Genomic DNA, 19,581 nt, shown 5'->3' with positions numbered 1-19,581 from the left:
TCGTCGAGCTTCACGTCGGTCGCGCCGGGCAGGTCGAGCTTGTAGACGGTCTGGGTCGGGGTGGTAGAGGCGTTCGAATCACTGCCGAAGGTCGCGCCGAACCGCTGCCACACGCGCTTGGCCTCGCCGTCGGGGACGTATTTCGACCCGCGGAACGACAGATGCTCGATCAGATGCGCGAAACCCTGCTGGGCGTCGGTTTCGTACAACGAGCCCGCGTCGATGCGGACGCGCACCGCGACCTGCCCCGGCGGCACCGAGTTACGCCGCACCGCATAGCGCAGCCCGCTGGGCAGCGCGCCGAAATGCCAGTTGGTGTCCGGCGGGATATCCGAATCGGCGAACAGCCACGGCCGGGTGTCGACCGGGATCGGCGCCGCCGCCTGCGTGGGGACGGTGGAGGTCGCGACCGGCGCGCGCCGCGCACGCTGCTGCGCGGGAAGCGGCAGCGCGACGGAGACGAGCAGGAGGGCGACGAGCGGCTTCGCGAGCACGCGCGAATATGGATGCATTCGACGATTGTAGGGACCGCCGCGATCCGCGGCAACGCCCGCGCGCCTTTCCTTGGCCGTTCTGCGCCACGTTCTGGCCGCGATGCGCGTGTACGTGCCGCCGCTTTCCAGTCGTTTGGCGCGGCAACGGATTGATCGAAAAGCAGATGACGAGGGTAAATCCCACACTTTCCCCGGCGGGATCGCTGACCTCCCGGTCGTCGTTCGTACCGAGCGCCGAACCCGGTCGTCCGTGGCTGGTCCGCGTCGGCAAGCGGCTGCGCGGGACGTTCGACCGGCTGATCGCCGGGTCGTCGCTGGTCGCCAATGCGCCGGTGCTCGACGTGCGCGACTTCGCCTGGACCGCGCTGCTCCGCGATCATTGGCAAGACATTCTCGCCGAGGCGCGCGCGGTCGCGCTGGTCGGCAATGCTTCGCCCAGTCTCGCCACCATCTCCCCCGATCACCGCGCCATCGCCGAGGTCGGCAAATGGCGGTCCTATTTCCTGTGGGGCTATGGCTATCGCATCGACGACAATCTCAGCCGGTGCCCGCGCACCCGTGACGTGCTGGCGCGGGTACCCGGACTCGCCACCGCCTTTTTCTCGATCCTCGCGCCCGGCACGCACATCCCGGCGCATCGCGGCGTGTCGAAGGGGCTCATCACCTGCCACCTCGGGCTGATCGTCCCGCGCAGCGGCGACGTGCGGATGCGGGTCGGCGACCGAATCGTCCGGTGGTCGGAGGGCGAGACCCTGGTGTTTGACGATACCTATGATCATGAGGTGTGGAACGACACCGACGGCACGCGCGTGGTGTTGCTGATCCAGTTCGAGCGACCGCTGCGCCGCCCGGGCAAATGGGTCGCGGACCTGTTCCTCGGCGCGGTCCGCCGCTCGGCCTTCGTACAGGAGGCACGCGCGAACGTCGCGAAATGGAACGCGGCGATGGGGCAGATGGACGGCTGAGTCCGGTTTGTCTCTAAACTCGATCGTCATCCCCGCGCAGGCGGGGATCCAGACGCGCAGGTCCTCGCAAGAGCCAAAACGTCAGCGTTTCTGGATTCCCGCCTGCGCGGGAATGACGAGCGGGTGAGGGCACCCTCCACCTTTCCCGCCCGAAACGATCGCTTTCGCCCTGTGCGCTTGATCCGGCGCGCCGCACGCGCCACATCGCCGCAATGTTGATCGAAACCGAAGCCACGCCCAACCCGGCGACGCTCAAGTTCCTGCCCGGCCGCACCGTCATGGACGCCGGCACGCGCGATTTCGCCACCCCCGAGGAGGCGGAGGCGAGCCCGCTTGCCGACGCGCTGTTCGGGCTCGGCGACGTGACCGGCGTGTTCTTCGGACGCGACTTCGTCTCGGTGACCGCAGCGCCCGGCGTCGAGTGGCGCACGCTCAAGCCCGACGTTCTCGCGATCCTCATGGATCATTTCACCGCGCAGATGCCGCTGTTCCGCACCGGCGGTGCGGGCTTCAGCGTCCCCGCAGAGGAAGAAGCGTTCGCCGACGACCCCGAGGATGCCGACATCGTCGCGCAGATCAAGGAGCTGATCGAGACGCGCGTCCGCCCCGCGGTCGCCAACGACGGCGGCGACATCGTCTATCGCGGCTTCGACAAGGGGAAGGTGTTCCTGCGGATGCAGGGTGCGTGCGCCGGCTGCCCTTCGTCGAGCGCCACGCTCAAGAACGGCATCGAGCAGCTGCTCCGCTATTACGTCCCCGAAGTGACCGAGGTGCGCGCGGTCTGACGCGCGCGCTGTTCTTTTCCAACCGGAGTTCCCGATGGCCGCCCCGCTCGACGACGTTGCGCTCGACCAGCTGTTCCGCACCGCACGCACCTACAATCATTACCGTGACCAACCCGTCAGCGAAGACACGCTCCGCGCACTCTGGGACCTGATGAAGTTGGCCCCGACCTCGGCCAACCAGCTGCCCGCGCGGTTGGTATGGTGCGTGTCGGACGACGCCAAGGCGACGCTCGCTGCGGCCTGCTCGGACAGCAACCGCGACAAGGTGCTGAAGGCGCCGGTCAGCGTTGTGATCGGCATGGACGTCGAGTTCCACGAACATCTGCCCGAACTGTTCCCGCACGTCGACGCCAAGAGCTGGTTCGACGGCAATCGCGAGCTGCGCGAGGCGTCGGCGTTCCGCAATTCGTCGTTGCAGGGCGGCTATTTGATCCTCGCCGCGCGCGCGCTCGGGCTCGACGTCGGGCCGATGTCGGGGTTCGATGCCGGCGCGGTCGACAAGGCGTTCTTTGCCGACACGCCGGCGGTGCGGACGAACTTCATCGCGACGCTCGGCTATGGTGATCCCGCGACCCTCCACCCGCGCAGCCCGCGCCCGGCGTTCGAGACGTTCAACCGAATCGCCTGATGCGCACGTTGGTGATCGACACCGCGACTGCCGCCTGCTCGGTCGCGCTGTTCGAGGATGACCGGCTGATCGCGCACACGCACGACGTGGTTGGGCGCGGTCATGCCGAGCGGCTGGTCCCGATGATCGCGGCGCTGCCCGACGGCGGACGCGCCGACCGGGTGCTGGTCGATGTCGGACCGGGCAGCTTCACCGGCATCCGCGTCGGGATTGCCGCTGCGCGTGCGCTCGCCTTTGGCTGGGGAGCGGAGGTCGCAGGTTATGGCGCGCCGTCGCTGGTCGCGGTCGCCGCGCTCGCCGCCGATCCGCGCCCGCTTGCGGTGGTGATGGAAGGCGGGCACGGTGAGGTCTTCATGCAGGGCTTCACCGCTCCCTTCGTCGCGCTCGACGCGCCGCGCTCGCTGACCCCGGCGGCGGCGCTGGCTGTGCTCGACGGTCGCCGCGCGATCGGCAGCGGCACGCGCTGGCTGGCCGCGCTCGATGCCGCGGTGCCCGTCGACGAGACCTTGCCCGACGCGCGCCACGCGCTGCTGCTCCCGCTCGCGGTGCGCGCGCTGCCGCCGGTGCCGTTCTATGGCCGCGCGCCCGACGCGAAGCTGCCGGGCACCGTGGCTGCGTCCGCCGTATGAGCACGCGGGTGCGGCTGATCGAGCTGGCACCCGGCGGCGCAGGCGACGCCGAGGTGGTCGACCGCATCATGCTCGCCGCCTTCGATCCCCGCTACGGCGAGGCGTGGACGCGCAGCCAGTGTATCGGCATCCTCGCAATGCCCGGCGTCTGGTTGACCCTGGCGCGCGTTGACGAGGCGGTGGTCGGCTTCGCGCTGGTCCGTGCGATCATGGACGAGGCCGAATTGCTGTTGATTGCGGTCGATCCGCCGGCCCGCCGCAGCGGTATCGGTGCGGCCTTGCTGCGCGGGGTGATCGCCGAATGCGAGGGGCGCGGGGTGGCGAAGCTGCATCTGGAGGTACGCGCCAATAACCCGGCCGTCGCGCTCTACGCGGCGCACGGGTTTCGCCACGCCGGGGTGCGCCGGAATTACTACCGCGGGCGCGACGGACAGGCATTCGACGCGCATACCTATGCGCGCGAGCTCGAAATCCACCGATAATCGGTTTTTGCGAGTCGGTAGCGCTTTTCGCAACAAGCACGATCCATTACATGGCGGACATGGCTCGCAAGATTGATCTCGAAGCGCTGTGTCACGAAAAGGGCCTGCGTATCACCGAACAGCGCCGCGTCATCGCGCGCGTCTTGTCCGAGGCCGAGGATCATCCCGACGTCGAAAAGGTCTATGCGCGCGCCTCCGCGATCGATCCCGGCATCTCGATCGCGACGGTCTATCGCACCGTGCGGCTGTTCGAGGAGGCGGGCATTCTCGACCGTCACGATTTCGGCGACGGCCGTGCGCGCTACGAACCCTCGCCCGAGGCGCATCACGACCATCTGATCGATGTCGAGACCGGCAAGGTGATCGAGTTCGTCGATCCCGAGCTGGAGCTGCTGCAAAAGGCGATCGCCGAGCGGCTCGGCTTCCGGCTGGTCGATCATCGCATGGAATTGTACGGCGTCGCGCTCCGCCGGGACTGAGGTGCGGCTGAACGCGCGCGGCTGGGCACGGCTCGTCGCGCTGGGGCTGGCGCTGTCCGTCGCGCTCCTGCTGCATGGCGCGTGGCGGCTGTTCCGGCGGCGCTCGCCGTGGCCGCGGCGGTTCCTCGGCTGGGTGGTGCGGACCGTCGGGACGCCGCTCCGCCACGACGCCGTGCTGCTCGCCAATCATGTGACCTGGATCGACATCCTCGCGCTGGCCGGCGCCAGCGGGGCGGCGTTCGTCGCCAAGGCCGAGCTGCGCGACGCGCCGCTGGTCGGCTGGCTGTGTAAGCTCAACAACACCCTGTTCGTCCGGCGCGGCGAGCGGATGGGGATCGATGCGCAGGTCGCGGCGCTGCGCGATCAACTCGCCGGTCCGCAGCCGATTGCGATCTTTCCCGAGGGCACGACCGGCGATGGTGTGACGCTGGGGCCATTCAAGGCCGGGCTGCTCGCCGCACTCGCCCCGCCGCCGCCCGGCGTACGCGTTCAGCCTGTGCGGATCGACTACGGCGCAGCGACCGCCGACGTGGCGTGGGTCGGCGCCGAACATGGCGCGGACCATGCCAGACGCATCCTGAATCGACGCGGCACCTTCGTCGCGACGCTGCACTTCCTTGAGCCCTTCGTGCCCGAAGGGGACCGCAAGGCGATCGCCGCCAAAGCGCGTGCGCAGATCGAGGCTGCCGCGTGACCCTGCGCCTCACCCTCGTCGCCACCCTCGCGCTCGCCGCCTGTTCGCGCGACGACAGTGCCGAGCGACGCGCGCGGCTCGGACCAAACCCGACCCTCGCGCAATTCATGCAGGTCGCGGATGCACAGGCGGGCGCGCGCCGCTTCGGACAATGCGCCGCCTGCCACTCGATCGCGGCCGGCGGCGCGGATCGTAACGGGCCGAACCTGCACGGCGTCTATGGTGCGCCGATCGCGCAGAACCGCCCGCGCTTCGGCTATACCGATGCGCTTCAGGCGCAACGCGGCGTCTGGGACGACCGGCGGCTCGACGCCTGGCTCGCCGATCCGCGCGCCAACGTGCCGGGCACGACGATGACCTTCGCCGGCGTCCGCGATCCGCTCGCGCGTGCCGACCTGATCGCCTATCTCAAGACGCAGCGCTGAGCCGCGCGCTGGCCACCACGCGCGCGATCCGCTAAGGCGCGCGCCATGTCCGTGCCTGCCAAGACTCCACCCCCCAAGTCTCTGCCGAAGACCTTCCACGTCAAGTCGTTCGGTTGCCAGATGAACGTCTATGACGGGGAGCGGATGGCCGAATTGATGGCGGCGGAGGGCATGACCGCCACCGACGACGCCAACGCCGCCGACCTCGTCGTGCTCAACACCTGCCACATTCGCGAGAAGGCGACCGAGAAGGTCTATTCGGACATCGGTCGCGTCCGCAAGGTCGCGGGCGCCGAGGGCCGCTCACCGATGATCGCGGTCGCCGGCTGCGTCGCGCAGGCCGAGGGCGAAGAGATCGTTCGCCGCGCCAGGGTCGATGTCGTCGTCGGTCCGCAAGCCTATCACAACCTGCCGAAGCTGGTCGCCGATGCGGTGAGCGGCACTGCCGCGCTCGATACCGACATGCCGCTCGCCTCGAAGTTCGCGGCGCTCCCGGCACGGCGAAAGGTCGCGCCCGCCGCATTCCTGACCGTGCAGGAAGGCTGCGACAAATTCTGCACCTACTGCGTCGTGCCCTATACGCGCGGCGCGGAGATCAGCCGCCCGTTCGCGGCGATCGTCGACGAGGCCAAGGCGCTGGTCGATGCCGGCGCGCGCGAGATCACGCTGCTCGGGCAGAACGTCAACGCCTGGACCGACGGCAATGGGCGGGGGCTCCACGACCTGATCCGCGCGCTCGACCGCATCCCGGGGCTCGCGCGCATTCGGTACACCACCAGCCACCCCAACGACATGGCGCAGGGCCTGATCGACGCGCACCGCGACGTCGAGAGCCTGATGCCGTTCCTCCATTTGCCGGTGCAGGCCGGCAGCGACCGCGTGTTGCGCGCGATGAATCGCCAGCACACCCGCGACGGCTACCTGCGCCTGCTCGACCGCATCCGCGCGGCGCGCCCCGATATCGCGCTGTCGGGCGATTTCATCGTCGGCTTCCCCGGCGAGACCGAGAAGGAGTTCGCCGAGACGCTCAGCCTCGTCGATGCGGTCGGCTATGCGCAGGCCTACAGCTTCAAATATTCGCCGCGCCCCGGCACCCCGGCGTCAACGCTCGGCGAGCAGATCGCCGCAGAGGTCATGGACGAGCGGTTGCAGCGGCTGCAGGCTGCGCTCAATCGCGATCAGGCGGCGTTCAACGCCGCCTCGGTCGGCCGCGATTGCAGCGTGTTGATCGAACGTCGCGGAAAGCGCGAGGGGCAATGGCTCGGCAAGTCGCCGTGGCTGCAATCGGTGCACGTCGTCGGACCCCACGCGATCGGCGACGTGCTCGACGTGACGCTGACGCAGGCCGGGCCGCTGTCGCTGACCGGCGAGGTGCGGACGCTGGCGGCGGCGTAAGTCGCTTTATTCTCACCCATTCGTATCGAGTAGCCGTCGAGCGCAGTCGAGACGGCGTATCGAGATAGCGAGGCCGGGTGGCGTCCTCTCGACACGGGATCTCGGCTGCGCTCGAGGCGAACGGCGGTGGGAGGCGGCAGGAGGGACGGGGGCATGACGATTCCACCTTCCCGCGACGCTGATCGCCTGTCACATTCTCCCGCGATGCCATCGTGCCGTCATGCGCCGCGTCCATTCCGCCTCTCGCGGCGTTCTTGTCGCATGTCGCCCATCACCCAAGGAGCCGCATGAGCCGTAAACCCGTCCCCGCCCAGGCGGGCGAGCGTTCGCGCGTCGAGGTTGTCTTCGACCGCCCGCAATTGCTGAGCCGGCTGTTCGGCCAGTACGACCAGAATCTGGTGGCGCTGGAAAACCGGCTGGGGGTCTATATCACCGCACGCGGCAACCGCGTCGGGCTGGAGGGCACCGCCGAACAGGTGGCGCTGGCGCGCGACGTGCTCCACGATCTCTACGCACGCATCCAGCGCGGCGAGGAGGTCGACACCGGTCTCGTCGACGCCTCGATTGCGATGGCCGCGGAGCCGGTGCTCGACGGGATCATCTCGGCCGAGCGGAGCCCCGCGCCGTCGGTGATGATCCGCACCCGCAAGAAGACGATTGTCCCGCGCACGCCGGCGCAGGCGCATTACATGCGCGAGCTGACGACGCACGACATGATCTTCGCGCTGGGCCCGGCGGGGACGGGCAAGACCTATATCGCGGTCGCGCAGGCGGTGGCGCAGCTGATCGCGGGCAGCGTCCAGCGGTTGATTCTTTCGCGCCCGGCGGTCGAGGCCGGCGAGCGGCTCGGCTTCCTGCCCGGCGACATGAAGGAGAAGGTCGACCCTTATCTCCGCCCGCTCTACGACGCGCTCTACGACTGCCTGCCCGCCGAACAGGTCGAGCGGCGGATCGCGAGCGGTGAGATCGAGATCGCGCCGATCGCCTTCATGCGCGGGCGGACGCTGGGCGACGCCTTCGTGATCCTCGACGAGGCGCAGAACACCACGCCGGCGCAGATGAAGATGTTCCTCACCCGCTTCGGGCAGAACAGCCGGATGGTGATCTGCGGCGACCCTAACCAGACCGATCTGCCCGGCGGCGTCGGCGCGAGCGGGCTTGCCGACGCCACGACGCGGCTGGAGGGAGTGGAGGGCATCTCGCTGTGCCGCTTCACCGCCGCCGATGTGGTCCGCCATCCGATCGTCGGGCGGATCGTGGAGGCGTATGAAGGGGTGTCCGGTTGACGCGCCGGGATATCCTTTGTAACTTAATGGGATATACCGGAGACTGGCATGGCGTCTTTGTACATCAAGGATGAGGAAGCGAATGCGCTGGCGGCCCGGCTGGCGGAGCGTCGCGGTATCTCCAAGACGATGGCGGTGAAGCTGGCCCTCCAGCACGAGCTGGCGCGCGACGATGTTCATGTTCCACTGCGCGAGCGGCTGGCGGCGTGGCGCAAGGCCCAACCGCTGGGCGAGCGCACCGGGCTGGTCGCGGACAAGGCCTTCTACGATTCGTTGAATGACGAGGACGACGATTGACCATCTTCGTCGATGCGTCGGCCATCGTGGCGATCATTGACGGCGAGGCGGAGGCGGACGCCTTCTCCGACGCGATCGAGGCTCATAACGATCGTTGCTATTGCGCAGTCGGGGCGTGGGAAGCCGCGCAGGCGATCGCCCGTTTGCGGAAGATCGACCTGAGGACGGCTGCCGCGATCGTCGCCGACTTCGCGCATCAAGCCGGATTGCGGCTGGTGACGATCGACCAAGCGGAACGCGACACCGCGATCGAGGCCGCAGCACGTTATGGCAAGCGGTCAAGGCACCCCGCGCAGCTCAACATGGGCGATTGCTTCGCCTATGCCTGTGCGAAGACGAATGACGCGCTCCTGCTCTACAAGGGCAATGATTTCTCCCACACGGACCTCGGCTGACATGATCCACATCGAACTCACCCGCGAAGCGCCGTGGCCCGACGCCGACTGGGATGCCCGCGCGCTCGCCGCCGCGCGCGCCGTGATCGCGCGGACGCCCTACGGCGACCTGATCGCCACCCCCGCGCATGTCGAGATCAGCGTGCGCCTCGCCACCGATGACGAGGTGCAGGGATTGAACAACCAGTATCGGCAGAAGGACAAGCCCACCAACGTCCTGTCCTTTCCGATGGTGCAACCCGACCTGATCGACACCGTCAGCCAGAACAGCGACGATGGCGAGGTGTTGCTCGGCGACATCGTTCTCGCGCACGGCGTCTGCGAACGCGAGGCGGCCGAGCGGAACATTGCGACGGCGGATCATTTCACGCATCTGGTGGTGCATGGCTGCCTGCATCTGCTAGGCTATGACCACATGACCGACGACGAGGGCGACGCGATGGAGCAGATCGAGCGCGATGCCCTGGCCGATCTGGGCATCGCCGACCCCTATCTAATTCGCGAGGATTGAACACCACGGCCATGGCCGACGACCGAAGTAGCGCCGCGAACGGCGGCGAGCACCATGAAGGCGGCCTGTGGAGCGGGCTGCGCAACATGATCTTCGGCGAGCCGCGCGAGGCGACCTTGCGCGAGTTGCTGGAGAAGGCGATCGACCGATACGAGGAAGATCCCGCGCCCGAGATCAAGGGCGACCTGACCGCGCTCGAGCGGCAGATGGTCCGCAACCTGCTGCATTTCAGCGAGCGCGACGCCGGCGACGTCGGCGTGCCGCGCGCCGACGTGATCGCGGTCGAGGAAGCGACGACCTTCGACCATCTCGTCCACGTCTTCGCCGAGGCGGGGGTCAGCCGGCTGCCGGTCTATCGCGGCAACCTCGACCATGTCGTCGGCATGGTCCATCTGAAGGACGTGTTCGCGATCCTCGCGGCCGGCGGCGAGCGCCCGACGGACATCCAGGCGCTGATCCGCCAGCCGCTCTACGTCCCGATGAGCCGCGGCACGCTCGACCTGCTCGCCGACATGCGTCAGTCGCGCATCCATCTCGCGATCGTGCTCGACGAATATTCGGGCACCGAGGGGCTCGTGACGATCGAGGACCTGATCGAGGAGATCGTCGGCGAGATCGAGGACGAGCATGACGAAGCGCCCGAGGTGCTGCTCGTGCCTCTCGACGGCGGCGCGTGGGATGTCGATGCGCGCGTCGAGCTGGAGGACGTCGGCACCACCGTCGACGCACGGCTCGCCGAGGCGGAAAGCGACGTCGACACGATCGGCGGGCTGACGGCGGTGCTCGCCGGGCATGTGCCCGAGGCCGGGACCTGCATCGACCATCCCAGCGGCTGGCGGATTGAAGTGACCGACGCTGACGAACGCCGCATCAACCGCCTGCGCCTCCACCCGCCGGTGCCGGTGCCCGAGGGGGTCGACGAGTAAGCTTGTCCGCCATAATCCATCCACGAACCCGGTAGCGTCGCCCCGCGCGCGCGCCTACATTCGGCCCATGCGCAAACACGTCCTCGCCGTCATCGGCCTGCTGATCGCCCTCGGCGTCGCGATCTTCCTCTATCTGTCGTGGCCCGACACCGCCCGCCGCGACGTGGCGGCGGTGACCGGCGCGCGCCCCGATATCACGCCGCCGCGCGAACAGGTGCTCCCCACTGTCAAGACCGCAGACCCGATCGGCTGGAAGCCCGGTGAGACGCCGACTGCCGCGGCCGGGCTGAAGACTGCGGCGTTCGCGACCGGGCTCGATCACCCGCGCTGGCTGTATCGCCTTCCCAACGGCGACGTACTGGTGGCCGAAACCAATTCGCCGCCGCGCTCGGGCGGCGGGATCAAGGGCTGGGTGATGCGCCACCTGCTCGGCAAGGTTGGCGCCGGCGTCCCCTCCGCCAACCGCATCACGCTGCTGCGCGACGCGAACGGCGACGGTGTGGCGGAGCTGAAGACGCCGTTCCTGACCGGGCTCAACTCGCCGTCCGGCATGGCGCTGCTGAACGGGCAGCTCTACATCGCCAACACCGATGCGCTGGTCCGCGTGCCGTATCGCGACGGCGAGGCGAAGATCACTGCGCGCCCCGAGACGGTCGTCCGCTATCCCGGCGGCGGCAATCACTGGTCGCGCAACGTGATCGTCGCGGAGGACGGCAAGACGCTCTACGTCTCGGTCGGCTCGGCCACGAACATCGCCGACGACGGGCTGGACGCCGAACACGACCGCGCCGCGATCCTGCAGGTCTATCCCGACAGCAAGAAGTACCGCGTCTTCGCCGCCGGCCTCCGCAACGCCAACGGCATGGCGCTGGTCCCCGGCACCAACCGGCTCTGGACCGTCGTCAACGAGCGCGACATGCTCGGCTCCGACCTCGTCCCCGATTACCTGACCGCGGTCGAACTCGGCGACAACTTCGGCTGGCCGTGGTGTTACTGGGGCGGTTATATCGACACCCGCGTCGAGCCCAAGAACCCGCAACTGCAGCAATATGTGAAGCGTCCGGACTATGCGCTGGGCCCGCACGTCGCCGCGCTGGGGCTGACCTTCGCGGCCGACGCGAAGCTCGGCGATCGCTTTGCGCGCGGCGCGTTCATCGGCGAGCACGGCTCGTGGAACCGCAAGCCGCTGTCGGGCTATAAGGTGGTGTTCGTCCCCTTCGACGCGAACGGCTGGCCGGTGAAGGGCGCCAAGCCCATCGACGTGCTGAGCGGCTTCCTCAACAAGGACGACGAAGCGCACGGTCGCCCGGTCGGGGTCATCACCGACAAGGCGGGCGCGTTGCTGGTCGCGGACGATGTTGGCAACACGATCTGGCGGGTCAGCGCTGGTAATTGACCGTCGCCCCTGCGCAGGCAGGGGCCCATGTCTATAGCGTTAGACGAGACAGTGCGGACACAGGACCGGTTTATGTGTCCGCGGCCGCACACGCCTACTCGACAGCCATAGGCCCCTGCCTCCGCAGGGGCGACGGAGTTAGCTCAACCGCTCACCCCGCCCCGTACAGCGCATCCAGCCGCGCGCCATACACCTGCCGCAACACATGCCGGCGTATCTTCAGGCTCGGCGTCAGCTGCTCGTTCTCGATCGAGAACGGCGCGTCGGCCAGGATCCACCGCCGTACCCGCTCGGTCACCGACAGCATCGCATTGGTGCGATCCACCGCCGCCTGGACGGCAGACCGATACGCCGGGTCCTCCCCCAGCACCGCGCCCTTCTTCCCGTGCGCCGCCGCCCATTCCGCGCTCCACTCGGCATCGGGGACCAGCACCGCCACCATGTGCGGCTTGCGGTCGCCCGCGATCATCGCCTGCCCGATCTCGGGCTGGAGCGTCAGCAGCCCCTCGATCTTCTGCGGCGCGACATTCTCGCCCTTGTCGTTGATGATCAGGTCTTTCTTGCGGTCGGTGATCCGGATGCGTCCGCCCGCGTCGATCTCGCCGATATCGCCGGTGTGCAGCCACCCGTCCTTGAGCACCCGCGCGGTCTCGGCCTCGTTGCGCCAATAGCCGTGCATCACCAACTCGCCCTTGACGAGGATCTCGCCATCCTCGGCGATCCTCACCTCGGTCGCATCAAGCGGCGGCCCGACCGAGTCCATCGTCACCCCCGCGCTGGGGCGATTGCACGAAATGACCGGCGCCGCCTCGGTCTGGCCATAGCCCTGCAGGAAGGTGACGCCCAGCGACTGGAAGAACACGCCGACCTCCGGGGTCAGCGGCGCACCGCCCGAGATCATCGCCTTCATCCGGCCGCCGAATTTGCGCGCGATCTTGGGCTTGAACAACGCATCGACCAGCATTGCCTTGGGCCGGTCGGTCAGCCGCAGCCGCCCGGCATCGCGCTTCGCCCCGATGTCGAGCGCGGCGGCGAGCAACTTGGCGGGCAATCCGCCCTGCCGCTCGATCGCCTTGCTGATCCGCGTGCGCAGCACCTCGAACAAGCGCGGCACGACGAACATGATCGTCGGGCGCACCTCCTCGATATTGGCGGCGAGCTTGTCGATCCCCTCGGCGTAATAGATCTGCCCGCCCATCCCGATCGGAAAATGCTGGCCCCCGGTATGTTCATAGGCGTGGCTGAGCGGCAGGAACGACAGGAACACCTCGTCGCCCCAGCCGAAATCTTCCGCCACCACCGCCGAGCAGCCCGCGACATTGTGCAGGATCGCGCCGTGATGCTGCATCACCCCGCGCGGCGCGCCGCCGGTGCCGCTGGTATAGATGATGCACGCCAGATCGCTGCGCGCGAAATCGGCCTGTGCGGCGACAGTGGCGACGTCGGCGGGATGGCGCTCGATCAACGTTCGCCAGTCGTGGACGTCGATCGCGGTCTGCCCCAGCCGCATCGCGTCGATCCCGATCAGCATTTGCGGACGGATCGAACGCAGGATCGCGGGCATCAGCGCCTTGGCGAGCTTCGCGGTCGAGACGATCACCGCCTTCGCGCCCGAATTCTCGATGATGTGCGCGTGGTCGCGCTCGGTGTTGGTGGTATAGGTCGGGACGGTGACGCAGCCCGCGGCCATGATCGCCAGATCGGACAGGCACCATTCCGGGCGGTTCTCGGCGACCAGCATCACGCGGTCGCCGCGCTCCAGCCCGACCGCGCGCAGCCCGGTCGCCAGCCGTGCGACCGTCTCGGCGGCCTGACGCCAGCTCGTCGACACCCATTTGCCGTCGCGCTTCTGCCACAGGAACGGCGCGTCGCCCTTCTCCGCAGCGCGGGTGAAGAACATCGTCACCAGATTGGGGAATGGTTCCAGCCGACGGATAATGATGCCGCTCCTCTCCTTGCGGGCGTGTCGCCCTTTCCCTTGCGTCATGCCAAGGATTTCAACGCCGCGCCAGCATGGACGCTGTCCCGGCCCGGGGCTATCGCCGGCCCGATGATCGACCCGAGAAACGCTCCCGTGTGCCGCCGCCTGCTCCTGTTCGGCGCAACCTTGTTGCTGGGCGCGTGCGCCACGCCGCAGCGCGCGATCACCCCCCCGGCAGCGAGCACCGCGCCGCACGCTGCGCAAATCTTCGTCGTCTCGGCCAACCCGCTCGCCACCGATGCCGGGATGGCGGTGCTGCGGCGTGGCGGATCGGCGGCCGATGCGGCGGTGGCGGTACAGGCGATGCTGTCGCTGGTCGAGCCGCAAAGCTCCGGCGTCGGCGGCGGCGCGTTCCTGACCTATTACGACGCGGCGGCGCGGCAGGTGCGCGTCTACGACGGGCGCGAAACCGCGCCCGCGGGCGCGACCCCCGATATGTTCCTCGACGACAGCGGTCGCCCGCTGCCCTTCGCGCAGGCGGTGCTCAGCGGCCGCGCGACCGGCGTGCCCGGTGCGGTCCGGATGCTGGCGATGGTACAGGCCGAACATGGCCGGCTGCCGTGGAACAGTCTGTTCGGCGATGCGCGCCGCACCGCGAAGGACGGGTTCCTCGTCTCGCCGCGGCTCGCGCGCTTTCTCGGTGGCGGTTACGCCGAACTGGGCGCGCCCGACGTTCGCGCCTATTTCGCGCGTCCCGGCGGCGGGCTGCTGCACGCGGGCGACCGGCTCCGCAACCCCGCCTATGCCGCCTTCTTGACGCGGCTGGCACAGGAAGGACCCGACGCGCTCTACACCGGCGAAACCGCACGGCGGATCGTCGCGCGCACCACGCAGGGGCCGCTCGCCGGCACGATGACGCTCGCCGATCTCGCCGCCTATCGCCCGGTGGTGCGCGAGCCGGTCTGCGCGCCGTATCGCGTGCTGCTGGTCTGCGCGCCGCCGCCGCCCGCCAGCGGAGTCGGGCTGCTGGAGTTGCTCGGGTTGCTGGAGCGCACCGACATCGCGACTCGCGGCCCCGAGGACCCGCAGGCGTGGTTCCTGTTCGCCGAGGCGAGCCGGCTGATGTACGCCGATCGCGACCGCTACGTCGGCGATCCCGCGTTTGTCGACGTGCCGGTCGCCGGGCTGCTCGCCCCCGATTACCTGACCAGGCGCGCGCACCTGATCGGCACCCGCGCCGGCCCCGCGCCCGCGCCCGGCACCCCCGCGGGCGCGCCGGCCGCTGCGGCCGATCGTACGCTCGAGCCGACCGGCACCTCACATTTCGTCATCGGCGATGCGCGCGGCAATGTCGTGTCGATCACCACGACGGTCGAATCGATCTTCGGGTCGGGGCGGATGGTCGACGGCTTCTTCCTCAACAACCAGATGACCGATTTTTCGTTCAGCCCGCGCGACGCCGCCGGTCGCCCCGCCGCCAATGCGGTCGCGGCGGGCAAGCGCCCGCGTTCGTCGATGACGCCGCTGATGCTGCTCGACGACGGACGCCGCTTCGTCGGCGCGCTCGGCTCGGCGGGGGGCAATGCGATCCTCGCCTACGTCGGCAAGGCGGCAATCGCTGCGATCGACTGGAAGCTGCCGATGCAGGAGGCGCTGGCGCTGCCGAACCTGATCGCGAAGGGCGACAGCTTTCAGGGCGAAGCATCGCGCTTCTCCTCGACGGTGCGCGACGGGCTGGCTGCGCGCGGCATCGTCGTGCGGCCGGGGCAGGGCGAGGATTCGGGCCTCCACGGCATCATCCTGCGCAATGGCCAGCTCGACGGCGGCTACGACCCGCGCCGCGAAGGCAAGGTCGCGATCGAGCCGGCGCCGGCGCGACCGTAAGAGGCGACACCTCCACGACTTCGTCGCCCCGGACTTGATCCGGGGCCCCGCTTCTTCTTGTCGACCGGGCAGAGAGCGTCATCCCGGATCAAGTCCGGGATGACGGGTCTGCTAGGCCCCCACCGCCTCCGCCACGCTCCCGAACCCGTCCCGCGCCAGACACGCCGCCAACTCGGTCACCACCCGCCGCGGCAACCCGGCACCCTCATACACCAGCGCCGAATATAGCTGCACCAGACTCGCCCCCGCCCGGATCCGCGCATAGGCCTCCGCGCCGCTGTCGATGCCGCCCGCCGCGACCAGCGCGATCTGCCCGCCGGTCGCCGCGCGCACCTCCGCCAGCTTCGACGCCGCCAGCGAGCGCAGCGGCGCGCCCGACAGCCCGCCCGTCTCCCCGGCATAAACGCTGCGCAGCGCCGGGCGCGAGATCGTCGTGTTGCCGATCACCAGCGCATCGACCCCGCGCGCGATCGCGGCCCTTGCCACGCCGTCGATTCCCCCTGCGTCCAGATCCGGCGCGATCTTCAGGAACAGCGGCGTCGCCCCGCGCTCCGCGACGCACGCCGCCAGCAATTCGTCGAGCGCGGCGCCTTCCTGAAGGTCCCGTAACCCCGGCGTGTTGGGCGAGCTGATGTTGATCGTCACATAATCCGCCACCGCCGCCGCGGCGCGTACCCCCGTGACATAATCGGCGACACGGTCGGTCGCGTCCTTGTTCGCCCCGACGTTGATCCCCAGCACCCCGCCGCGCCGGTTCGCCGCCCGGGCGCGCGCGATGCCATCCGCCAGCCCGCCGTTGTTGAACCCCATGCGGTTGATGACCGCGCGATCCTCGACCAGTCGGAACAGCCGCGGCTTCGCATTGCCCGGCTGCGCGCGCGGCGTCAGCGTCCCGACCTCCACCGACCCGAACCCCAGCGCCATCAGGCCGGTGATCGCGCGCGCATCCTTGTCGAGCCCCGCTGCCAGCCCGACCGGGTTTGGAAAGCGAATGCCCGCCACCACCGTCTCCAGCCGCGGCATCGCGCCCGCCAGCGGCGCACCGCTTCGGCCCCAGCCGCCAAGCGCGCGAATCGCCCAGACATGCGCGGTTTCGGGGTCGAGCGTATGCGCGAGGCGGGAGAGCAGATCGGCCATAACGCGCCGTTTCGCCTCCCCGCGCGGGGAGATCAAGCGCGGGCGAATTGTAAGTTTTGCCGGACCCGGCGTCGCATCCATCCAATCTTTGTGGCCGAATCAGCGGCATAAGACCTGTGCGACCCGAAGGGCTTCCTCAGGGAAGTCTCTTTCCTGAAGGGCCCGGCAGCAATGCCGGGCCCTTTTTTTGATTCGCGCAACGCAGTTGATTTCGGTGTCGCGAACGACCATCTGCGCAATCGGAACAATTCGATCCGATTTGAGAGTGGTTCGCAACAGATGCGTCTTTCCAGCCTGACCGATTATGCCGTGGTGCTGCTTGGCGCCGCCGCGCGGCATTGCGGCGGGATGGCGCGGCAGAATGCGACCTCGCTGGCCGAGGAAACCGGCGTGCCGCTGCCGACCGCGCAGAAGCTGGTCAGCAAGCTCGCGGCGGCGGGGCTGATCGACAGCGCGCGCGGGCAGGGCGGTGGTTTCCGCCTGTCGCGCCCGCCCGCATCGATCACGCTTGCCGATATCGTCGAGGCGGTCGAGGGGCCGATCGCGATGACGTCGTGCGTCGACGCCGAGAATCACGATTGCGCGATTGAAGGGAATTGCCGGGTGAAGCCGCACTGGGGTGCGGTCAACCGGGCGGTGCGCGGGGCGCTGGCGGGGATCACGCTGGCGCAACTCGCCGCGGACGCGCCGGTGCCGGCGCAGCAGCAGATGAAGGTTGAGGCATAATCATGGCCACCAAGAACGCCGAGGCACACGCCGCCGTCGCCAAGAAGTACGAATGGGGCTTCGCGACCGACATCGAGCAGGACTTCGCGCCCAAGGGGCTGAACGAGGACACCGTTCGCTATATCTCGGCCAAGAAGAACGAGCCCGAATGGATGCTCGACTGGCGGTTGAAGGCGTTCCGCATCTGGCAGACGCTGGAGGCGCCCGACTGGGCGAAGCTCAACGTCCCGCCGATCGACTATCAGGATGCGTATTATTACGCCGAGCCGAAGGTGAAGAAGACGATCGCCTCGCTCGACGAGCTGGATCCCGAAATCCGCCGTACCTATGAGAAGCTCGGCATCCCGATCGCCGAGCAGGAAGTGCTCGCCGGGGTTGAGGGCGCGCGCAAGGTCGCGGTCGATGCGGTGTTCGACAGCGTCTCGGTCGCCACCACCTTTCGCGCCGAGCTGAAGGCGGCCGGCGTCATCTTCCTGTCGATTAGCGAAGCGATCCGCCAATATCCCGACCTCGTCCGCAAATGGCTGGGCAAGGTCGTGCCGCAGCGCGACAATTACTTTGCGACGCTCAACAGTGCGGTCTTCTCCGACGGCACGTTCGTCTATGTGCCCAAGGGCGTGCGCTGCCCGATGGAGCTGAGCACCTATTTCCGCATCAACGCCGAGAACACCGGCCAGTTCGAGCGCACGCTGATCGTCGCCGACGAGGGCGCGTACGTCTCGTACCTCGAAGGCTGCACCGCGCCGATGCGCGACGAGAACCAGCTCCACGCCGCGGTGGTCGAGCTGGTCGCGATGGACGAGGCCGAGATCAAATATTCGACCGTCCAGAACTGGTATCCCGGCGACGAGAATGGCGTCGGCGGCATCTACAATTTCGTCACCAAGCGCGCGCTGTGTCAGGGCCGGAACAGCAAGGTGAGCTGGACGCAGGTCGAAACCGGCAGCGCGATCACGTGGAAATATCCGTCGTGCGTGCTGGCGGGCGATGGTTCGGTCGGCGAATTCTATTCGGTCGCGGTGACCAACAACCGGCAGCAGGCCGATACCGGCACCAAGATGATCCACCTCGGCAAGAACACGAAGTCGACGATCGTGTCGAAAGGGATCAGCGCCGGGCGCAGCGACAACACCTACCGCGGGCTCGTCCGCGTCGCGGCGAGCGCCGAGAACGTCCGCAACTTCACGCAATGCGACTCGCTGCTTTTGTCCGATCAGTGCGGCGCGCACACCGTGCCGTATATCGAGGTCAAGAACCCCAGCGCGCAGATCGAGCATGAGGCGACGACGTCGAAGATCAGCGAGGACCAGTTGTTCTACGCGATGTCGCGCGGGCTGGATGCCGAAGCGGCGGTCGCGCTGATCGTCAACGGCTTCGCGCGCGAGGTGCTGCAGCAGCTCCCGATGGAGTTCGCGGTCGAGGCGCAGAAGCTGCTCGGGATCAGCCTTGAGGGTTCGGTGGGCTGACCAAGAAACAAGCCCCTCCCCTTCAGGGGAGGGGTTGGGGTGGGGGACGCGAGCGAAGGTCTCGGTGAGACATCGCTCCACCCCCAACCCCTCCTCTAAAGAGGAGGGGCTAAGAGGAAGAATGATGCTCAGAATCGAAAACCTCCACGCCGAAATCGACGGCAAGGAAATCCTCAAGGGCCTGTCGCTCGAGGTGAACGCGGGCGAGATCCACGCGATCATGGGGCCGAACGGCGCGGGCAAGTCGACGCTCGGCTACGTCCTCGGCGGCCGCCCCGGTTACGAGGTGACCGCCGGCTCGATCCATTTCCGCCCCGCCACCCCCGTTCGCCCTGAGCTTGTCGAAGGGCGTGCCGCGGACGATGCGCTCGCCGCACGTGCTTCGACAGGCTCAGCACGAACGGAGGGCGAGTGGATCGATCTGCTCGACCTCGAACCCCACGAGCGCGCAGCTGCCGGCGTGTTCCTCGGCTTCCAGTATCCGGTCGAGATCCCCGGCGTCTCGAACGTCCAGTTTCTGCGCGAATCGCTCAACGCGCAGCGCACCAGCCGCGGTGAAAAGCCGCTGTCGGGCGCGGAGTTCCTGAAGCTCGCGCGCGCGCAGGCCGATGCGCTCGGGCTCCAGCAGGACATGCTCAAGCGCCCGGTCAACGTCGGCTT

At 68.4% G+C, this 19,581-nt stretch carries 22 protein-coding genes; 19 read left to right on the top strand and 3 right to left on the bottom strand.

From position 1 onward, the window contains the following. On the bottom strand, positions 1-512 hold a 512-nt coding region (locus AADI75_RS13585; protein WP_341209549.1), incomplete at its 3' end, for an insulinase family protein. 146 nt (positions 513-658) lie between these two features. Between AADI75_RS13585 and AADI75_RS13580 the strand changes: the two genes are divergently transcribed. From AADI75_RS13580 to AADI75_RS13510, 15 genes are all read left to right on the top strand, one after another. Then, a complete protein-coding gene (locus AADI75_RS13580) occupies positions 659-1,459 on the top strand; it encodes an aspartyl/asparaginyl beta-hydroxylase domain-containing protein (protein ID WP_341209548.1) in 801 nt (266 codons plus the stop codon). 212 nt (positions 1,460-1,671) lie between these two features. Continuing rightward, complete coding sequence (locus AADI75_RS13575; RefSeq protein WP_341209547.1) at positions 1,672-2,244, top strand: NifU family protein; 573 nt, start codon at positions 1,672-1,674, stop codon at positions 2,242-2,244. Positions 2,245-2,278: 34 nt separating this feature from the next. Next, positions 2,279-2,872 carry a malonic semialdehyde reductase gene (locus AADI75_RS13570; protein ID WP_341209546.1) on the top strand — a complete coding sequence of 198 codons (594 nt, stop codon included), beginning with the start codon at positions 2,279-2,281 and terminating at the stop codon, positions 2,870-2,872. After that, positions 2,872-3,501 (top strand): tRNA (adenosine(37)-N6)-threonylcarbamoyltransferase complex dimerization subunit type 1 TsaB, encoded by a 630-nt coding sequence (tsaB, locus tag AADI75_RS13565; RefSeq protein WP_341209545.1) that lies wholly within the window; start codon positions 2,872-2,874, stop codon positions 3,499-3,501. Before AADI75_RS13570 ends, tsaB begins: the two co-directional genes overlap by 1 nt. Next, positions 3,498-3,983, top strand: a complete 486-nt coding sequence (rimI, locus tag AADI75_RS13560; protein WP_341209544.1) for a ribosomal protein S18-alanine N-acetyltransferase — start codon at positions 3,498-3,500, stop codon at positions 3,981-3,983. The genes tsaB and rimI overlap by 4 nt, the downstream gene beginning before the upstream one ends. Positions 3,984-4,042: 59 nt before the next feature. Further along, complete coding sequence (locus tag AADI75_RS13555; RefSeq protein WP_159759941.1) at positions 4,043-4,462, top strand: Fur family transcriptional regulator; 420 nt, start codon at positions 4,043-4,045, stop codon at positions 4,460-4,462. A gap of 1 nt (position 4,463) precedes the next feature. Continuing rightward, entirely contained in the window at positions 4,464-5,156 is a 693-nt protein-coding gene (locus tag AADI75_RS13550) for a lysophospholipid acyltransferase family protein (protein ID WP_341209543.1), read from the top strand. 2 nt (positions 5,157-5,158) lie between these two features. Then, on the top strand, positions 5,159-5,581 hold the full coding sequence (locus tag AADI75_RS13545; protein ID WP_341209551.1) for a c-type cytochrome: 423 nt from the start codon (positions 5,159-5,161) through the stop codon (positions 5,579-5,581). 45 nt (positions 5,582-5,626) lie between these two features. Next, positions 5,627-6,976 (top strand): tRNA (N6-isopentenyl adenosine(37)-C2)-methylthiotransferase MiaB, encoded by a 1,350-nt coding sequence (miaB, locus tag AADI75_RS13540; protein WP_341209542.1) that lies wholly within the window; start codon positions 5,627-5,629, stop codon positions 6,974-6,976. Between the two features lie 287 nt (positions 6,977-7,263). Continuing rightward, positions 7,264-8,262: a PhoH family protein gene (locus tag AADI75_RS13535; protein WP_341209541.1), complete on the top strand. Its 999-nt coding sequence runs from the start codon at positions 7,264-7,266 to the stop codon at positions 8,260-8,262. Positions 8,263-8,310: 48 nt separating this feature from the next. Further along, positions 8,311-8,559 (top strand): type II toxin-antitoxin system VapB family antitoxin, encoded by a 249-nt coding sequence (locus AADI75_RS13530; protein ID WP_341209540.1) that lies wholly within the window; start codon positions 8,311-8,313, stop codon positions 8,557-8,559. Beyond that, on the top strand, positions 8,556-8,954 hold the full coding sequence (locus AADI75_RS13525; protein ID WP_341209539.1) for a type II toxin-antitoxin system VapC family toxin: 399 nt from the start codon (positions 8,556-8,558) through the stop codon (positions 8,952-8,954). The genes AADI75_RS13530 and AADI75_RS13525 overlap by 4 nt, the downstream gene beginning before the upstream one ends. 1 nt (position 8,955) lies before the next feature. Beyond that, complete coding sequence (gene ybeY / locus AADI75_RS13520) at positions 8,956-9,465, top strand: rRNA maturation RNase YbeY (RefSeq protein WP_341209538.1); 510 nt, start codon at positions 8,956-8,958, stop codon at positions 9,463-9,465. A gap of 11 nt (positions 9,466-9,476) precedes the next feature. Further along, a complete protein-coding gene (locus tag AADI75_RS13515) occupies positions 9,477-10,391 on the top strand; it encodes a hemolysin family protein (RefSeq protein ID WP_341209537.1) in 915 nt (304 codons plus the stop codon). A 67-nt stretch (positions 10,392-10,458) separates the two neighbouring features. Beyond that, positions 10,459-11,787 carry a sorbosone dehydrogenase family protein gene (locus tag AADI75_RS13510; protein WP_341209536.1) on the top strand — a complete coding sequence of 443 codons (1,329 nt, stop codon included), beginning with the start codon at positions 10,459-10,461 and terminating at the stop codon, positions 11,785-11,787. Positions 11,788-11,938: 151 nt separating this feature from the next. Here AADI75_RS13510 and AADI75_RS13505 read toward each other — a convergent pair whose 3' ends face one another. Then, a complete protein-coding gene (locus tag AADI75_RS13505; protein WP_341209550.1) occupies positions 11,939-13,723 on the bottom strand; it encodes an AMP-dependent synthetase/ligase in 1,785 nt (594 codons plus the stop codon). 114 nt (positions 13,724-13,837) lie between these two features. Here AADI75_RS13505 and AADI75_RS13500 point away from each other — a divergent pair, with 114 nt between their 5' ends. Next, complete coding sequence (locus AADI75_RS13500) at positions 13,838-15,592, top strand: gamma-glutamyltransferase family protein (protein WP_341209535.1); 1,755 nt, start codon at positions 13,838-13,840, stop codon at positions 15,590-15,592. 111 nt (positions 15,593-15,703) lie between these two features. Here the strand turns inward: AADI75_RS13500 and AADI75_RS13495 are convergent, their stop codons facing one another. Continuing rightward, on the bottom strand, positions 15,704-16,729 hold the full coding sequence (locus AADI75_RS13495) for a quinone-dependent dihydroorotate dehydrogenase (protein WP_341209534.1): 1,026 nt from the start codon (positions 16,727-16,729) through the stop codon (positions 15,704-15,706). 279 nt (positions 16,730-17,008) lie between these two features. Here AADI75_RS13495 and AADI75_RS13490 point away from each other — a divergent pair, with 279 nt between their 5' ends. The 3 genes from AADI75_RS13490 to AADI75_RS13480 form a co-directional block, all read left to right on the top strand. After that, positions 17,009-17,455, top strand: coding sequence for an SUF system Fe-S cluster assembly regulator (locus tag AADI75_RS13490; protein WP_341209533.1), 447 nt, complete (start codon positions 17,009-17,011; stop codon positions 17,453-17,455). Between the two features lie 2 nt (positions 17,456-17,457). After that, positions 17,458-18,921 carry a Fe-S cluster assembly protein SufB gene (gene sufB, locus AADI75_RS13485; RefSeq protein ID WP_341209532.1) on the top strand — a complete coding sequence of 488 codons (1,464 nt, stop codon included), beginning with the start codon at positions 17,458-17,460 and terminating at the stop codon, positions 18,919-18,921. Positions 18,922-19,045: 124 nt separating this feature from the next. Next, positions 19,046-19,581: ATP-binding cassette domain-containing protein (locus AADI75_RS13480; protein WP_341209531.1), on the top strand; the 536-nt coding region annotated here is incomplete at its 3' end.

It is taken from the genome of uncultured Sphingomonas sp. (assembly GCF_964021865.1).
Classification (GTDB): domain Bacteria; phylum Pseudomonadota; class Alphaproteobacteria; order Sphingomonadales; family Sphingomonadaceae; genus Sphingomonas.
Note: the sequence above shows the minus strand (reverse complement) of the source record. Positions and strands in the feature narration are given on the sequence as shown.

Bases quoted from the DNA above. Each gene is read 5' to 3' on its own strand.
- AADI75_RS13580 (WP_341209548.1), top strand. From the start codon at position 659: ATGACGAGGGTAAATCCCACACTTTCCCCGGCGGGATCGCTGACCTCC.
- AADI75_RS13575 (WP_341209547.1), top strand. From the start codon at position 1,672: ATGTTGATCGAAACCGAAGCCACGCCCAACCCGGCGACGCTCAAGTTC.
- AADI75_RS13570 (WP_341209546.1), top strand. From the start codon at position 2,279: ATGGCCGCCCCGCTCGACGACGTTGCGCTCGACCAGCTGTTCCGCACC.
- tsaB (WP_341209545.1), top strand. From the start codon at position 2,872: ATGCGCACGTTGGTGATCGACACCGCGACTGCCGCCTGCTCGGTCGCG.
- rimI (WP_341209544.1), top strand. From the start codon at position 3,498: ATGAGCACGCGGGTGCGGCTGATCGAGCTGGCACCCGGCGGCGCAGGC.
- AADI75_RS13555 (WP_159759941.1), top strand. From the start codon at position 4,043: ATGGCTCGCAAGATTGATCTCGAAGCGCTGTGTCACGAAAAGGGCCTG.
- miaB (WP_341209542.1), top strand. From the start codon at position 5,627: ATGTCCGTGCCTGCCAAGACTCCACCCCCCAAGTCTCTGCCGAAGACC.
- AADI75_RS13535 (WP_341209541.1), top strand. From the start codon at position 7,264: ATGAGCCGTAAACCCGTCCCCGCCCAGGCGGGCGAGCGTTCGCGCGTC.
- AADI75_RS13530 (WP_341209540.1), top strand. From the start codon at position 8,311: ATGGCGTCTTTGTACATCAAGGATGAGGAAGCGAATGCGCTGGCGGCC.
- ybeY (WP_341209538.1), top strand. From the start codon at position 8,956: ATGATCCACATCGAACTCACCCGCGAAGCGCCGTGGCCCGACGCCGAC.
- AADI75_RS13515 (WP_341209537.1), top strand. From the start codon at position 9,477: ATGGCCGACGACCGAAGTAGCGCCGCGAACGGCGGCGAGCACCATGAA.
- AADI75_RS13510 (WP_341209536.1), top strand. From the start codon at position 10,459: ATGCGCAAACACGTCCTCGCCGTCATCGGCCTGCTGATCGCCCTCGGC.
- AADI75_RS13500 (WP_341209535.1), top strand. From the start codon at position 13,838: ATGATCGACCCGAGAAACGCTCCCGTGTGCCGCCGCCTGCTCCTGTTC.
- AADI75_RS13495 (WP_341209534.1), bottom strand. From the start codon at position 16,729: ATGGCCGATCTGCTCTCCCGCCTCGCGCATACGCTCGACCCCGAAACC.
- AADI75_RS13490 (WP_341209533.1), top strand. From the start codon at position 17,009: ATGCGTCTTTCCAGCCTGACCGATTATGCCGTGGTGCTGCTTGGCGCC.
- sufB (WP_341209532.1), top strand. From the start codon at position 17,458: ATGGCCACCAAGAACGCCGAGGCACACGCCGCCGTCGCCAAGAAGTAC.